This window comes from Bacillus sp. FSL R9-9834 (genome assembly GCF_038006905.1).
Taxonomy (GTDB): Bacteria; Bacillota; Bacilli; order Bacillales; family Bacillaceae_G; genus Bacillus_A; species Bacillus_A pacificus.
In genome coordinates this window covers 1,533,856-1,548,886 of the sequence record NZ_JBBOWD010000001.1, presented here as the reverse complement: position 1 = coordinate 1,548,886, position 15,031 = coordinate 1,533,856, and the positions used below count along the sequence as shown (strand labels likewise).

At 36.4% G+C, this 15,031-nt stretch carries 18 protein-coding genes; 2 read left to right on the top strand and 16 right to left on the bottom strand.

Going from position 1 to position 15,031, the window contains the following annotated elements:
• Positions 1-76: 76 nt before the first annotated feature.
• From MKY00_RS08135 to MKY00_RS08090, 10 genes are all read right to left on the bottom strand, one after another.
• Positions 77-349: an HU family DNA-binding protein gene (locus MKY00_RS08135; protein ID WP_001043860.1), complete on the bottom strand. Its 273-nt coding sequence runs from the start codon at positions 347-349 to the stop codon at positions 77-79.
• A gap of 298 nt (positions 350-647) precedes the next feature.
• A complete protein-coding gene (gene spoIVA, locus MKY00_RS08130; protein ID WP_000416519.1) occupies positions 648-2,126 on the bottom strand; it encodes a stage IV sporulation protein A in 1,479 nt (492 codons plus the stop codon).
• A 243-nt stretch (positions 2,127-2,369) separates the two neighbouring features.
• The gene (locus MKY00_RS08125; protein ID WP_049113550.1) at positions 2,370-3,083 is read right to left on the bottom strand and encodes a hypothetical protein; all 714 of its coding nucleotides are present in this window, start codon (positions 3,081-3,083) and stop codon (positions 2,370-2,372) included.
• 48 nt (positions 3,084-3,131) lie between these two features.
• Positions 3,132-3,335, bottom strand: coding sequence for a DUF2768 domain-containing protein (locus MKY00_RS08120; RefSeq protein WP_001288995.1), 204 nt, complete (start codon positions 3,333-3,335; stop codon positions 3,132-3,134).
• 267 nt (positions 3,336-3,602) lie between these two features.
• Positions 3,603-3,854, bottom strand: coding sequence for a stage VI sporulation protein F (locus MKY00_RS08115; RefSeq protein ID WP_000369754.1), 252 nt, complete (start codon positions 3,852-3,854; stop codon positions 3,603-3,605).
• 115 nt (positions 3,855-3,969) lie between these two features.
• Positions 3,970-4,992: an NAD(P)H-dependent glycerol-3-phosphate dehydrogenase gene (locus MKY00_RS08110; RefSeq protein WP_000161775.1), complete on the bottom strand. Its 1,023-nt coding sequence runs from the start codon at positions 4,990-4,992 to the stop codon at positions 3,970-3,972.
• Between the two features lie 18 nt (positions 4,993-5,010).
• Positions 5,011-6,321: a ribosome biogenesis GTPase Der gene (gene der / locus MKY00_RS08105; protein ID WP_001125892.1), complete on the bottom strand. Its 1,311-nt coding sequence runs from the start codon at positions 6,319-6,321 to the stop codon at positions 5,011-5,013.
• A 124-nt stretch (positions 6,322-6,445) separates the two neighbouring features.
• On the bottom strand, positions 6,446-6,631 hold the full coding sequence (locus tag MKY00_RS08100) for a capping complex subunit for YIEGIA (RefSeq protein ID WP_000979051.1): 186 nt from the start codon (positions 6,629-6,631) through the stop codon (positions 6,446-6,448).
• Positions 6,628-7,521, bottom strand: coding sequence for a YIEGIA family protein (locus MKY00_RS08095; protein ID WP_000575281.1), 894 nt, complete (start codon positions 7,519-7,521; stop codon positions 6,628-6,630). The genes MKY00_RS08100 and MKY00_RS08095 overlap by 4 nt, the downstream gene beginning before the upstream one ends.
• Positions 7,514-8,125 (bottom strand): YphA family membrane protein, encoded by a 612-nt coding sequence (locus MKY00_RS08090; RefSeq protein ID WP_061184008.1) that lies wholly within the window; start codon positions 8,123-8,125, stop codon positions 7,514-7,516. Before MKY00_RS08090 ends, MKY00_RS08095 begins: the two co-directional genes overlap by 8 nt.
• Positions 8,126-8,241: 116 nt before the next feature.
• Here MKY00_RS08090 and MKY00_RS08085 point away from each other — a divergent pair, with 116 nt between their 5' ends.
• Positions 8,242-8,376, top strand: a complete 135-nt coding sequence (locus tag MKY00_RS08085) for a YpzI family protein (protein ID WP_000513900.1) — start codon at positions 8,242-8,244, stop codon at positions 8,374-8,376.
• A 317-nt stretch (positions 8,377-8,693) separates the two neighbouring features.
• Here MKY00_RS08085 and MKY00_RS08080 read toward each other — a convergent pair whose 3' ends face one another.
• From MKY00_RS08080 to MKY00_RS08065, 4 genes are all read right to left on the bottom strand, one after another.
• Positions 8,694-9,743 (bottom strand): type 2 isopentenyl-diphosphate Delta-isomerase, encoded by a 1,050-nt coding sequence (locus tag MKY00_RS08080; RefSeq protein WP_000251031.1) that lies wholly within the window; start codon positions 9,741-9,743, stop codon positions 8,694-8,696.
• 12 nt (positions 9,744-9,755) lie between these two features.
• Entirely contained in the window at positions 9,756-10,904 is a 1,149-nt protein-coding gene (gene rpsA, locus MKY00_RS08075) for a 30S ribosomal protein S1 (protein WP_000229551.1), read from the bottom strand.
• A gap of 331 nt (positions 10,905-11,235) precedes the next feature.
• Positions 11,236-11,913, bottom strand: a complete 678-nt coding sequence (gene cmk, locus MKY00_RS08070; RefSeq protein WP_000361265.1) for a (d)CMP kinase — start codon at positions 11,911-11,913, stop codon at positions 11,236-11,238.
• Positions 11,914-12,041: 128 nt separating this feature from the next.
• Complete coding sequence (locus MKY00_RS08065) at positions 12,042-12,215, bottom strand: YpfB family protein (protein ID WP_014893178.1); 174 nt, start codon at positions 12,213-12,215, stop codon at positions 12,042-12,044.
• A gap of 180 nt (positions 12,216-12,395) precedes the next feature.
• On the opposite strand from MKY00_RS08065, the gene ansA reads away from it, so the two are divergent.
• On the top strand, positions 12,396-13,370 hold the full coding sequence (gene ansA, locus MKY00_RS08060) for an asparaginase (RefSeq protein WP_000822020.1): 975 nt from the start codon (positions 12,396-12,398) through the stop codon (positions 13,368-13,370).
• 37 nt (positions 13,371-13,407) lie between these two features.
• Here the strand turns inward: ansA and MKY00_RS08055 are convergent, their stop codons facing one another.
• Both MKY00_RS08055 and MKY00_RS08050 read right to left on the bottom strand, forming a co-directional pair.
• On the bottom strand, positions 13,408-14,388 hold the full coding sequence (locus MKY00_RS08055; protein ID WP_016717012.1) for a YpdA family putative bacillithiol disulfide reductase: 981 nt from the start codon (positions 14,386-14,388) through the stop codon (positions 13,408-13,410).
• Between the two features lie 109 nt (positions 14,389-14,497).
• Positions 14,498-15,028: a peptidoglycan recognition protein family protein gene (locus MKY00_RS08050; RefSeq protein WP_001240643.1), complete on the bottom strand. Its 531-nt coding sequence runs from the start codon at positions 15,026-15,028 to the stop codon at positions 14,498-14,500.
• Positions 15,029-15,031 lie beyond the last annotated feature (3 nt).

Sequence of the window (15,031 nt, the reverse complement as noted above, 5' to 3'; positions counted from 1 at the left end):
AGCATATTTATGTTTTTAAAAGCAAAAAGAAGAGTTTCCTAAAAGGAAACTCTTCTTCCCTGTTAATATGTAAGGATTATTTAACCGCATCTTTTAACGCTTTACCAGGTTTGAATGCAGGTACTTTACTTGCAGCGATTTCAATCTCCTCACCTGTTTGTGGGTTACGACCTTTACGAGCCGCACGCTCACGAACTTCGAAGTTACCGAATCCGATCAGTTGTACTTTATCACCTTGTTTTAAAGCTTCTAAGATAGAATCAAAAACAGCGTCTACTGCTTTTGTTGCGTCCTTTTTAGAAAGGGAACTTGCTTCTGCAACAGCATTGATTAAATCTGTCTTGTTCATGCCATTCACCTCCTCCCAAAGATAAGACTGTATAATGATCATAAAATGAGTCTTACTTTCATTTGTAGGCAATTTTTACAAATTCTATACTACAAAGATGTAGATAAATCATTATCAACGCCTATATTATACGATTCTCCTTTATAATTCAATATTTTTAAGGAAATTGTTACTCTTAAAATGTGAAAATCTGATGAAACTTGACAATTTACAACAATATATTAGATAATGGCTGTTTATTTTCCTATTTTGTATGCGAAAATTTAAAAAATCCCTCTACGATGAGAGGGATTTTTTCTTATAATATAATCGCGATTAATCCGCCAGATCCTTCATTAATAATTCTTTCTAGCGTTTCTTTTAATTTATATCTCGCATTTTCTGGCATTAAAGATAGTTTCGCTTGAATACCTTCCCGAACAATCGAGCTCAGCGAACGTCCAAATATATCAGAATTCCAAATTGATAATGGATCATCTTCAAAATCTTGCATTAAGTAACGAACTAGTTCTTCACTTTGTTTTTCAGTACCAATAATTGGCTCAAACGTGGACTCCACATCAACTTTAATCATGTGAATAGATGGTGCTACCGCTTTTAATTTCACACCAAACCTTGAACCGTGACGAATAATTTCTGGCTCATCTAAGCTCATATCAGCTAACGCAGGCGCCGCTACACCATATCCTGTTTGTTTTACCATACGCAGGGCATCCGCCACTTGATCATATTCTATTTTCGCATGAGATAAATCGAGCATAAGCTTCAATAAATGATCTTTCCCTCGAATTTCTACCCCTACTACTTCTTTTAAAATTTGATCATATAATTCATCTGGTGCATATAGATCAATCTCTGCTACGCCTTGCCCCATATCAATGCCAGCTAGGCTCGCTCGATCAATAAATTCATACTGACTAAACTGCCATACGACACGGTCTACATCACGAAGACGTTTTATATCCTTCACAGTCTCTTGAACGGCTTCTTGATAACTTTGGCGTAACCAATGCCCTTCATTTAGCACCATTACCCAGCTCGGAAGGTTCACATTCACTTCTAAAACAGGGAACTCAAATAACGCCTCTCGAAGTACATTGTATACATCTGTTTCTCTTAAACTTTCAACACTCATCGCAATGACTGGGATATCATATTCTTCAGATAAGCTTTGGCGCAATTGCTCTGTATCTGGATGATACGGCTGTACAGTGTTAATGATCATAATGAAAGGTTTTCCGACTTCTTTTAGCTCATTTACGACGCGTTCTTCTGCCTCTATATAATCTCTTCTTGGAATTTCACCAATCGTTCCATCTGTTGTAATTACAACACCAATTGTTGAATGTTCTTGAATTACTTTCCGTGTTCCGATTTCTGCAGCTTCATGGAATGGAATAGGTTCTTCATACCAAGGAGTATTAATCATGCGCGGGCCATTCTCATCTTCATAGCCTTTTGCTCCTGGAACTGTATATCCGACGCAATCTACTAATCGAATATTCACTTCAAGACCTTCATCTACTTCGATAGAAACCGCTTGGTTTGGAACAAACTTCGGTTCCGTCGTCATGATTGTACGGCCAGCAGCACTTTGAGGTAGTTCATCCTGCGCTCTTTGACGGTCAGACTCATTTTCAATATTAGGAATAACTACAAGTTCCATAAATTTTTTGATGAATGTTGATTTTCCTGTTCGAACAGCTCCTACAACTCCAAAATAAATATCACCGCCTGTGCGTTCCGCAATATCTTTAAAAATATCTACCTTTTCCAAGTGATTCCCTCCCTCAATATTTTTGGGAATAATTCCACGTTTATAGTCAACTAATACCTTCTCTAACGTTGCCTATAATATCTGATATAATATAATGGTATTCTAGAAGTTCGGACAATATATCATATAATTTTGTCCAATTTCATATGACTATTAAAAAAATACCTTTTGTTTGCATCGCAAGTTGTGTAACATAAAAAACCTTTCTTCTAGAACTTATTCACTAAAAGAAAGGTTCATGACTTATGATTTTAAAAAAATTGGTTCTCCATTCTTTACCGTATACGGTAAAGAATACGCAGGTACAAATGGAGAATCTTTCGAAAGTATATTCCGAATATCTTCCCCCTCCTTAAATTGTCCTTCGTTTTTTTTCAGCGCTTCATATAAGTCGATTCTATAATCAACATAAATTTCTCCCTTTTCGTTAATTACAAACGGAAGTCCTTTACCAGAATACGGACTTGTCACTTGCGGTACATCTTTATATCCAAGTTTTTTGAAATCTAATTCATACACACCATCTGAAATTACCTTTTTAAAAGGTGGATATTGATGTTCATCTCGATACATCCTAAGCTTTAATGATAATTGCTGAATTTGTTCAGCCATCCTCACATCAATTAACTTTACTGTCGGGTTTGTTTCAACGTCTATTAATACGTATTGATATACTCCCCCGCTTTCATAGGCATTCCCTGGCGCTTCTTGTATGTAACGCGGAGAAATCTTTTGAAAATCGATTGGATATTTTTGATAAATAGGCGTATTCATATCCCGCGTCTTAATTGGCAATATCCCGTCATTTTGCTCCTTAAATGTCGCAACAGCTTTTTGAACGACCTGCAGCTGATCTTCATAAGGCACAGCATTTTGTTTCATATTTTCTTTTGGATACAGACATCCTGTTAAAATGCTCATACAACAAAATATTAAAATAATATGGACTTTTTTCACTAGCAATCACCTTTTCATACTAATATAACTCGCTCCGTACCATTCCCTTTACTGCTGTACAGGTCCACTAAATACAACAAGAAAAATAACAATTCCTGATACAATCATAAGGGTGTACGCTACCAACGCTGTAATCCCTTTCAAAAATTTATTCTTTATTTTATATCTGCTTAGCAAAATAAAACTTACTGCAAAAAACATAAATCCAATTGCCCCTAAAGCAAACCACATTTTTATTAGCCCTTCCGACATATACACACCCCTTTTTATCAATCTATTTTTATACTATTTTAACAAATTAAAATCTTTAAACAAATACAAAAAAGAACATTTTACTACAAATCGAGAATATGTAGTTTTAATCAATAGGTTTTTCAGCATTTTCCACCAGTCTAGATAAAAATAAAACCGAAGCGAGTGTATCACTCGCTTCGGTTGACCAAATATGCCCAAAACAGCTCTATTCCCATACTTTCATGGCTATCATATGCAATCTACAAACTCTTTGTTTCTCATATTTTATTTTTTAAACATTTTGCTTAACGAGCCAAAATCTGTCGGCATATTATTGTTAATAATCGCTTTTACAATTTGATCCTCTTGTTCTTTCGGCACTTCACGTCCTGCCATAAGAGCCACTTGATGAATCAATTGACGAAGTACAGTCTCATCACGTAAATTCGCATTTTGTACAGATGATGCTAATTTAAAAATATCTTCTTTATTCACTTTCGCTTCTTTTTCAATGTTATTAAAAATGTTGTTATCCATTCTTTTCACCCTCTCCTCAAGTTACTCTTCATCCTATGCAAAAATAAAAAAATGGTGAAAAGACCCAAAAAAATAAAAAGCGACAGAAGTACAATTGTACTTCTGTCGCTTTTCTTTAAAGTAAGTCAGGTATAGCTTCCACTTCATGTTTTCGAACACGCCCCATTAATGAGCCTACTGCATCTTTTACATTATTCCCATTGAATAAGACGTCATATAAAGCAGCTGTAATCGGCATTTCCACTTCCATTTTCTCTGCCAATTCATGCGCAGCTTTCGTTGTTCTTACACCTTCCACAACCATACCCATGCTTTCTAACACTTCTTCTAAAGAGTGTCCTTTTCCAAGCAAATTCCCAGCACGCCAATTTCGGCTATGGACACTTGTACAAGTTACAATTAAGTCCCCCATACCAGTTAGACCAGCAAACGTTAACGGATTTCCACCCATTTTTCTTCCTAAACGAGCAATCTCCGTTAAACCACGCGTCATTAATGCCGCTTTCGCATTATCACCTAATCCAAGACCATCAGTTATCCCAGCAGCTAATGCGATAATATTTTTTAACGCACCACCAAGTTCAACTCCAACGATATCTGGATTTGTGTATACACGGAAATAACTATTCATAAACAAATCTTGTACTTCCTCAGCCGCTTCCATACGCTTTGCTGCAGACGTAACAGTTGTCGCCTGACGTAACCCAACTTCTTCAGCATGACTCGGTCCAGATAGTACAACAACATCTTTAATTAAGTCCTCTGGAATTTCTTCCTCAATCACTTCCGAAATACGTTTTGACGTACCAGGTTCAATTCCTTTACTTGCATGAATCCAAGTAGTCGGACCCGCTACATATTTCTTCATATCTTGTAGTACTTCTCTATACGCTTTCGTTGGTACTACAAGCAGTACTACATTTACATCTACTAATGCTTCTTCTAAAGAAGAGTAGGCTACGATTGTGCTTGGCAATGTAATTCCCGGAAGATATCGACTATTCTCATGTTTTGTATTAATCTCATCCATAAGTTCAGAACGATTTCCCCAAATACGTACATCATGCCCATTGTCAGCTAATACCATCGCTAACGCTGTTCCCCAGCTACCTGCTCCAACTACTGTGATTTTTGTCATAAAATCACATCCTCTCCATTAGTCTCTTGCTCTAGCGATAATGTGAATCGGCGTTCCCACAAAGCCAAATGATTCACGTAAACGATTCTTTAAGAAACGCTCATATGAGAAATGCAATAGTTCTGGATCGTTTACAAACACAACAAATGTTGGTGGTTTTACCGCAACTTGTGTTGCATAGAAAATCTTCAGACGACTACCGTTATGCGTTGGCGTTGGATTCATCGCTACCGCATCCATAATTACATCATTTAATACATTCGTTTGAATACGGATACTATGACTTTCATTTACCTCATCGATAACCGGTATTAGCGTTTGTGTACGTTTTCTCGTTTTCGCAGATAAGAACACAATCGGTGCGTAATCTAAAAATTGGAAATGAGCACGGATGTTTTCTTCAAATGCTTTCATTGTTTTCTCGTCTTTTTTCACTGCGTCCCATTTGTTTACAACGATAACGACAGCTCGCCCTGAATCATGAGCGTATCCAGCGATTTTTTTATCTTGTTCAATAATTCCTTCTTCACCGTCTAAAACGACTAAAACAACGTCAGAACGTTCAATCGCTCTTAGTGCACGAAGTACACTATACTTTTCTGTACTTTCATACACTTTCCCTTTTTTACGCATACCAGCTGTATCGATAATTACATAATCTTTCCCATCTTTACTATATGGTGTATCGACCGCATCACGAGTTGTTCCTGCTACATTACTAACAATTACACGCTCTTGACCAAGAAGAGCATTTACAAGTGATGATTTCCCTACGTTTGGACGGCCAATTAAAGAGAAACGAATTGTATCTTCATCATATCCGTCTTCTTCAATCTTTGGAAAATGCTGTGCAGCTTCGTCTAATAAGTCACCTAATCCTAATCCATGTGTACCTGAAATTGGGAATGGTTCACCAAATCCTAATGCATAGAAATCATAAATATCACTGCGCATTTCCGGATTGTCCACTTTATTTACTGCAAGTACAACCGGTTTATTTGAACGATATAATATTTTCGCAACTTCTTCATCAGCTGCTGTTACACCGTCACGACCATTTGTCATAAAAATGATAACATCCGCTTCATCAATTGCTACTTCAGCTTGTTGACGAATTTGTGTCAAAAATGGCTCGTCTCCAATATCAATTCCACCTGTATCAATAATGTTAAATTCATGATTTAACCATTCTCCAGCGCTATAAATACGATCGCGCGTTACACCTGGAATATCTTCTACGATTGAAACTCTCTCTCCAACAATTCTATTGAAAATAGTAGATTTCCCTACGTTCGGGCGGCCTACTATTGCTATTACTGGTTTCGGCATATACTTTCATCCTTTCAACTTGCTTCTGTTTATTATGTAAAAAACCCTTCTTTGTGCAAGAAGGGATTTGCATTCCAGAATATTTCTCAACGTATCAAAACACCTCACATTATAACACACGTTGCTAATGTTTCACAATAATATATACATTCTCTTGTAAGCGATGCGCAATGCCATCTAGAATTGCCTCTAAATTATTTGCAACAAATTCTAATTCCTCTTTAGATTCACAAGTAAACAGAGGAGCACCACCAGCAAATTTCTCCGGGGTCGTTGTAATAACTGCAAGAATTACACTTTCTAACATCATCTCTTATCTCCCCTTCCTTTCGGAGCTTCCGATGACATATGAACAGCACTTTCTAACGTCGGCACGTTCCCTATGACACCTATTGCTTTCTCCGCATCTTGATCTTGTGGCAAGACAAAGATTCCAACCCTGCCATCCTCTAAATCACGCTTTGCTAACGGTACAAGTGCCGGCGTACCAGAATCTCTATAAATTCCTAAAGCAACAGAAACATCATGTAAAATAGCTTGTCGTTGTCCTAAGTTAGAGATTGTCACCATCGCATCAATTGATTTCGGTCTTAAAATAAAACCCATTCCATACTTCATAATTTCCTCTTGTCTTGCTGGCAATCCAATATTCATAATGTAAATATTATCAATATACAGCCCCGCTCCTTCAAAACGAAGTGGAACATGCTCGATATCAACAAGATCATGCAGCCTCTTACCAGACATTAATTTTTTCGCGATAAAAAATGCGATGATAGCCATAACTACTCCAGCAATCCATGAACGGAACCCTATATAAGCAAACGTCGTTACAAACGACGTTAACATCGCCAAATAGTTGCGACTTTCAAAAACTAATGCAATTCCTTCAATATATGTATTCCCACGCGGTACAAGCTCATAACCATCTAATTGTTGCAATGTATTTCTTTCCATATTACGCACATCACGAAACTGTGTTGCTGCTAACGTAAGAAACGTAATGGCAGAAAAATCTTTTTTCAATATAGACGGAATCGCAATCGCTCCTAAAGCTGCCGCAATTAACCCCATCGCAATATGAATAATTTTCCCGTGGAGCCTCGTCGGATATTGCCGCGTATCTGTCCGGAGCATAAGCACTCTCGTTACTGTCCCTGCTATTACGCCGCATAAAATGGCCGGTGTATATTCAATCATGTATTACCCTCGCCTTTCTTTTACGTGTTTTCCTCTTAAACTGTTCCATGTGTACGGAGACCTTCGCAATCCAAAATAAAATTGCTATGAATAATGTAGAAACAGCAACGATATCAAAAAACGCTAAACTACCGTAATCGTAAGGAAAATGCAGTTTCCGAAAAATAATTGTCACAAACAATTCTCCCTGCAACATTCCTATATAAAGAGAACATAGTCGTAATATGCGATCCTCATGTAATAAAACGGATGCATATACAAGAGCACTACTTAACAAAAACAACCTGTCCACCACAATCCAAATTGGATCATATACTTCTAACAAATGAAAACTTGTATATAACATTGCAATAATAAGTGCCGAAAGTAAGCTATATAATTTTTTCCAAATAGAATAGAGCGTGAGCCCTATAAAAGCTATACCAGAAAGTAAAAGTGCATTTACTGATACCGTGAATGAAGCAATCGTTACATGTAACGGAGAACAAATAATAAAAATCAATATACAGGCGCTTATCTTCCACCGAATAGAGTCCTTTTTCATAAAAAACGTTACGACAATCCACCCTATCCAAGCTACAAAATAAAAAGTACTCCCTTCCATCATTTCACCTCCTATGTTTTCCATTATGGGAACTTTTTATGAAAGTTAATCCACTTTCTTCGCGCATAGTTTTTTCATATAACAGCAACACTTTTAATAAGGAGGTGCTATTCATTATGGGTAAAGATCGTCAAGAACGAAAACTAAGAGAATCACGCCGCGTTGAATCTGACCGTGACCAATCACTACAATATCCGGGTGCAACTGGACTTGATACACCTGAGCAAGCTCGAAAACAGAATCAGCACTAATGAATACAAAAAGACGGTTTCGATATTGTACGAAACCGTCTTTTACATATTTCTTCATAATTTCTATTCATATTGAAATAACATTTCACATACAAATCTTTCTAAACTTTATTTTTATCCATACCTATTTTTCTTAGCAAAATTAAGCCTTCTGCAATAATTCAATGGCACATTATCTACATTTTTCAGTCGCAAATTTTACAAGATACTGTTTATATATAGGAATTATTTCATTTTTCTAGAATATCAATTCTATCCCTCACTTTATATTACTAAAATGAATAGAAAACAAAAAAATCAACCAAACGGTTGATTTTTTATCTCCTACTATAATGCGTCGTATCAATTCCACGCTGCGTTAACCAATGATACGTTTCGCCCTTTACAACAAGAGGTACAGATTGTAACTCTTCTATCGTCTTCGCACCGAGAGCTGTCATAATAAATTTCAAATCTGTATGTAGAAGATCAATTTCATCCACTAACTTCTCGATGCCATCTTGCATTAAAATGCGTAAAAAGTATCCAGCAAAAGCAGTTGTATTCGCCCCTAATGCGATTGCTTTCGCTACGTCAAGCGCTGTTTGTATACCCCCAGATGCAATAAAAGAGAGGTTATTATTTGTAGAGGTTGCTTCAACAATCGAGGTTGCTGTTTGTATGCCCCAGTTATTAAAATAAGAAAGCATTCGCTGTCTTCTTTCATTTTCAACAGCAGCAAAATTCGTACCACCTTGTCCGCCAATATCAATTGCCGTTACACCTATGCTCGCTAACTGTTGCATTGTTTCCTTGCTCATCCCAAATCCAACTTCTTTCACAATGACAGGAACTTTACTATTTAAAACAATTTTCTCAATGCGCCGAAGTACACCAGTAAAGTCACGGTCTCCTTCTGGCATCGTTAACTCTTGTATGACATTTAAATGAATTTGCAATGCATTCGCTTCAATCATATCAACAGCACGCTCTGCCTGTTCGATAGTTGCCTCACTACCTAAATTAGCAAAGAAAATACCATTTGGATTTACCTTTCTGATAATCTTATAAGAAGCTGCCTCACTTTCATCTTTTAACGCCGCCATTTGCGAACCTACAGCCATAGCAAGGTTATGATGTTTCGCTACATATGCTAATTGCTCATTAATATGTAACGTTTTCTCTCCTCCACCACCAGTCATCGCATTGATAAAAATCGGCGAACTTAGTGAAAGTTCGCCGATTTTTGTTTCACATGTTATTGTGTCATAATTTGAATTTGGCAAGCTTTGATGCACAAAATCAATATCATGAAAGCCATGCGTACGAGACTGACCAGTAGAAAGAGCGTATTCAATATGATCTAATTTACGTTTTGCCCTTACCACTTGTACCCCTCTTTATTTCTTTAATTTTTTCAGTTGTTCACCAATAATGTCACTTAATTGGAAAGTAGCAGAATCAGCATTCGGTTCATACTGACTATAATCTTCAGTTACATTATTTTCCTCAAGCGCTTCTTTTATACTTAAAGAAATACGTTTCTCTGCTACATGAACTTCAAGTACTTTCACTTTTACTTCTTGTCCCATTTCCAATACTTCATTTGGATTTTTTACGTGACGATTTGCAATTTGAGATACATGCACAAGACCTTCGACGCCAGGTAAAATTTCAACGAATGCACCAAATGTAACAAGACGTTTTACTATTCCCTCACGAATATCTCCAGCTTTTACTTCACCAGCAATATTTTCCCAAGGTCCTGGTTGAGCTGCTTTAATTGATAAAGAAATACGTTGTGTATCAGCATCCACAGATAACACCTTCACCTTTACCTTTTGACCTTGCTCTAATACTTCAGAAGGTTGCTCTACACGTTCGTGTGAAATTTGTGAAATATGAACTAAACCGTCCACACCTCCAACATTAACGAAAGCACCAAAATCCGTTAGTCGTTGTACTGTTCCTTCCACAACGTCTCCTTCTTTTAATGAAGAAATTGCTTCTTTCTTCTTAGAATCTAGTTCTAATTCTACTACCGCTTTATGCGAAAGAATCACGCGATTTTTTTCACGGTCCAATTCAACAATTTTCACGGCTAATGTTTTCCCTTTATAGTCAGTAAAATCTTCTACATAATGTACTTCTACAAGTGAAGCTGGGATAAACCCACGAACACCAAGGTCCACAACTAATCCACCATTCACGATATCTTTTACGGTAACATCAAATACGTGACCAGAAGTAAATTTCTCTTGTAATTCTACCCATGCTTTTTCTGCATCAACAGCACGTTTAGATAAGACAAGATCATTTTCTTCTAATTTAATAATCTTTAATTCTAGTATTTGATCTAATTCTACAACATCGCTTGCTTTTTCAATATGAACGTTAGCTAATTCACTAATTGGAATTACGCCATCTGTTTTGTATCCAACATTTACAAGCACTTGTTTCTCTTCAACTTTCGTTACAGAACCTGTAACAACGTCACCAACTTGTAATTCTTTTGAATCCATAACTTCTTCATTCATTTTCTCTACCATGGAAATACCTCCCTACAGAATTGACAAAGCATTTTTTATGTATATACGAAATGAAAACAATTGTTTTCATTTGCATGTTTAAGAATTTATCATCACATACGTAAGCTTCATACATTTCACTAGAAAATATATTAAACCTATATAAATAGTATACAGCAAAATCATCTTGAAGAAAGTATGTTTTGAAATATAATAGCGAATATATTCTGAAAGTTTTATCCTTCTTTTATTAACTTCTTACAAATCTGATTATTTGTCAAGGAAAGAGACTCACAATTCACGTATCCTTTACATTTCATAAATAAAAAAAGAAAGGGGCTATGCCCTTTCTTTATTTCGCAAACACTCCTGAAACAATACTCATAATCTTTTGGACAACTTCTTCAATTGATAAAGAAGTTGTATCTAATTCCAATGCATCATCAGCTTTTTTTAGAGGAGAAACTTCACGTTCTGAATCTAATTTATCACGCTGAGCAATTTCTTCTTTTAACTGCTCTAAATTAGAATCGAAGCCTTTATTCATATTTTCTAAATGTCTTCTCTCTGCTCTTTCTTCAACAGAAGCAAGCATAAAGATCTTCACTTCAGCATCTGGTAACACATGTGTACCAATATCACGGCCATCCATTACAACGCCGCCTTTTTCTGCTAACTCTTGTTGACGACGTACCATTTCTTCACGAACAAGGCGATGTTTTGCCACAATTGATACTCGATTCGTCACCTCAGGTGTACGAATGACTTCCGAAACATCTTGTCCATTTAAAAATACAAGTTGTGTATTTTCTCCTTGCTGAAACTCAATTTTTACATTTTTTACAACTTCCATTAACTGCTCTTCATTTTCAATGTCCACTTTTTGCTCAAGGGCTGCATATGTAATTGTACGATACATTGCGCCTGTATCAATATAAACGTAAGAAAGCTTCTTCGCTACAACTTTTGCAACTGTACTTTTTCCAGCAGCTGCTGGACCATCTATAGCAATTGAAATTCGTTTATCCATTGTAACACCTCATTTTTTCACTTATAAAACAAAACGAAAAGCAGGTATTCTCCTGCTTCTTCTCATTTGCTTCACGTCATTAAATCCTCAATTATTGTAGCATAATCCTTCATAGAAGAAAATGAAAACTACCTATTCACCCGTAAGATTTCTGCTTTGTTTTTTACCATGACACCTTCATAATAAACAATTTTAGATAAATATTTCACTGATGACTTATGTATAAATAACAATTGCACAACAGAAAGACAAATGAATTGTATTATTAATATACGAATAAGCATTCTCTCCATCTTTTTCAACGTAATAGCTCCCTCCTATACTGTATTTGCACATTTCGTTTCGTAATTTTATACATCGTACATATAGCATTTCATTTTATTGTCATTTTCGAGGCATACTTTTATACATTTCCATTGTCGAATTTACTCAAAACATGTTATGTTCTAAATGTATTTTTTTACTTGAAAGGGGTATAAGCATTGAAAAGAATCCTAGTTTTACACACAGGTGGAACAATTGCAATGGAGGAAGATAAAGAAACTGGGGTCGTACAACCAGGTGAAAAAAATCCTCTTTTAAAATTCATTCCGGATTTAGAAGGCGATGTTGATTTAATCGTTGAAGATGTGTTTCATCTACCATCTCCTCATATGACACCGAGCGAAATGTTACAATTACAAGTCATCATTGATGAAAGAGTAAAACAAGACAACATTCATGGCGTAGTCATTACGCATGGTACGGATACATTAGAAGAAACAGCCTATTTCTTAGATTTAACAGTACAAGCAACTATTCCGATCGTTGTAACAGGCGCAATGCGCTCTAGCAATGAATTAGGTGCTGATGGTCTATATAACTTCTTATCAGCTGTAAAAGTCGCTAGCAGTAGTGAAGCTGCCGAAAAAGGCGTTTTAGTCGTATTAAACGACGAAATTCATTGTGCTACAAACGTAACGAAAACACATACAAGTAATGTAGCAACATTCCAAAGTCCACAGTATGGACCAATTGGTATGGTAACAAAACGTGGTGTTGTATTCCACCATGCTTTAGTACATCACGAAACATATTCAGTAAATAAGGTTTCTAAAAATGTAGTCGTTCTAAAAGCGTACGCTGGTATGGACGATACATTGTTAGCAGCAATTGAAAATCTTCCGGTAGACGGGATTGTTATTGAAGCGCTTGGACAAGGTAATTTACCCCCAAGAACACTTCCTAGTCTAGAGCGACTAATAAATAAAGGAATTCCTGTCGTATTAGTTTCTCGCTGTTTCAATGGCATCGTTCAAGATGTATATTCATATGAAGGTGGCGGCAAACAATTAAAAGATATGGGTATTGTATTCACATACGGTTTAAACGCTCAAAAAGCACGTATTAAATTATTAGTTGCATTAGAGAATACAACTTCTCATGAAGCAATCCAAAACATGTTTATGCACGATTAAAAAAGAAGCTGTCGAAGTTTATTTCGACAGCTTCTTTTTATATTTCTCTTGTTGCAATGGTTTGCGCAATCGCATCCCCATGAAATCGACCGTTCTCAATAAATATTTCATTTGCATTATTTCCAGCAGCAATTACACCTGCAATGAAAATATTTTCAGCGTTCGTTTCCATCGTATCCTGTGCATAAATTGGACGTCCTGTCTCTTCATCAATCCGAACACCCATCTTTGTTAAGAAACTATGATCAGGATGGTAACCAGTCATCGCAAATACAAAATCATTTTGGATTGTATATGCTTCGCCATCAACTGTATACGTTAATGTATGTTCAGTAATTTCTTTCACATGAGCTCCGAAATGCATGTCAATTGTACCATTTCGGACTAACGCCTCAAACTCTGGCAAAATCCACGGCTTTATACTTGGTGAATACTCACTTCCGCGATATAAAACCGTTACACGCGCACCAGCTTTCACAAGCTCTAAAGCGGCATCTACACTCGAGTTTTTCCCACCTATAACGACTACATCTCGATCAAAATAAGGATGTCCTTCTTTAAAATAGTGAGCTACCTTCTTCAATTCCTCACCAGGAACATTCATATAATTTGGATTGTCATAATATCCAGTTGCTACTACAATATATTTCGCTATATATACTTCTTTACTTCCGTCACGCTTTGTCGTCTCAACCTGAAAAGCTTCTCCATCTTTTTGAACGTTCTCCACTCGTTCAAAAGCATTTACACGTACAGATTTACGTTTTACTACTTCGCGATAATACGCAAGCGCTTGATTTCGAACAGGCTTACGATTTTCTGTAATAAAAGCTACATCACCAATTTCTAATTTTTCACTAGAGGAGAAAAATGTTTGATGAGTTGGATAATTATAAATTGCATTTACAATGTTTCCTTTTTCAATTACTAACGGATTTATCCCTACCTTTTGCAACGAAATTGCTGCTGCTAATCCGCACGGACCGCCTCCAATTATAATAGCTGTTTCTTTCTGCATACTCGGTTCACTCCTAGTCTTCTACCAATACACTATTTATAAAAACAAGAAAAAACCTACTTACAGCAGTAGGCACCTATCTTTATTGTATTCATTTTTCATATATTTGTCATCTAAACGAAACGTACATCCGATAGACATCTGCTAAAAACTGCTGAAATTTAATACCTTGTTTCCCTAATACATTTTCAGGATCAATCTTTCTAGCTGGGTCAAGTGTTTTATGTGATACGATATCTTTTTTCGGATTCAAGCCGAAGTTTTGACATAAATACGCATGATACCACGTAAAACGGGTATATGCTTCCCAAAAGTTAACATCACCGCCATAACAAAGCTCCACTCCAATGGCAGCCTTATTGGCATCATATCCATATAAGTCATTATCTGTCGGCACACCATATCGAACATGGTAGGCAACTTCATTTATAGGAATAATTTCTAATATCGTTTTGTCATCTATAAATGTATGTGCCGAAGCTTTCGGCTGTATTTCATTAAAATAATCCCGATTCCCAATCGCATTGCTACCAGGATTCCCCGTATCATGACTTACAATAAACCTTACTTTAGAAAGAGGAATACCCGGTCGTGAACTTCCATATCCAATATAGTTACGCTCTATAGGAAACATCGCCATTAC

Coding starts and splice junctions, on each gene's coding strand:
- MKY00_RS08100 (WP_000979051.1), bottom strand. CDS start 6,631: ATGATGTTAGAAAGTGTAATTCTTGCAGTTATTACAACGACCCCGGAG.
- MKY00_RS08135 (WP_001043860.1), bottom strand. CDS start 349: ATGAACAAGACAGATTTAATCAATGCTGTTGCAGAAGCAAGTTCCCTT.
- MKY00_RS08095 (WP_000575281.1), bottom strand. CDS start 7,521: ATGATTGAATATACACCGGCCATTTTATGCGGCGTAATAGCAGGGACA.
- cmk (WP_000361265.1), bottom strand. CDS start 11,913: ATGGATAAACGAATTTCAATTGCTATAGATGGTCCAGCAGCTGCTGGA.
- MKY00_RS08085 (WP_000513900.1), top strand. CDS start 8,242: ATGGGTAAAGATCGTCAAGAACGAAAACTAAGAGAATCACGCCGCGTT.
- MKY00_RS08055 (WP_016717012.1), bottom strand. CDS start 14,388: ATGCAGAAAGAAACAGCTATTATAATTGGAGGCGGTCCGTGCGGATTA.
- MKY00_RS08110 (WP_000161775.1), bottom strand. CDS start 4,992: ATGACAAAAATCACAGTAGTTGGAGCAGGTAGCTGGGGAACAGCGTTA.
- rpsA (WP_000229551.1), bottom strand. CDS start 10,904: ATGGTAGAGAAAATGAATGAAGAAGTTATGGATTCAAAAGAATTACAA.
- der (WP_001125892.1), bottom strand. CDS start 6,321: ATGCCGAAACCAGTAATAGCAATAGTAGGCCGCCCGAACGTAGGGAAA.
- MKY00_RS08115 (WP_000369754.1), bottom strand. CDS start 3,854: ATGGATAACAACATTTTTAATAACATTGAAAAAGAAGCGAAAGTGAAT.
- MKY00_RS08050 (WP_001240643.1), bottom strand. CDS start 15,028: ATGGCGATGTTTCCTATAGAGCGTAACTATATTGGATATGGAAGTTCA.
- MKY00_RS08090 (WP_061184008.1), bottom strand. CDS start 8,125: ATGGAAGGGAGTACTTTTTATTTTGTAGCTTGGATAGGGTGGATTGTC.
- MKY00_RS08120 (WP_001288995.1), bottom strand. CDS start 3,335: ATGTCGGAAGGGCTAATAAAAATGTGGTTTGCTTTAGGGGCAATTGGA.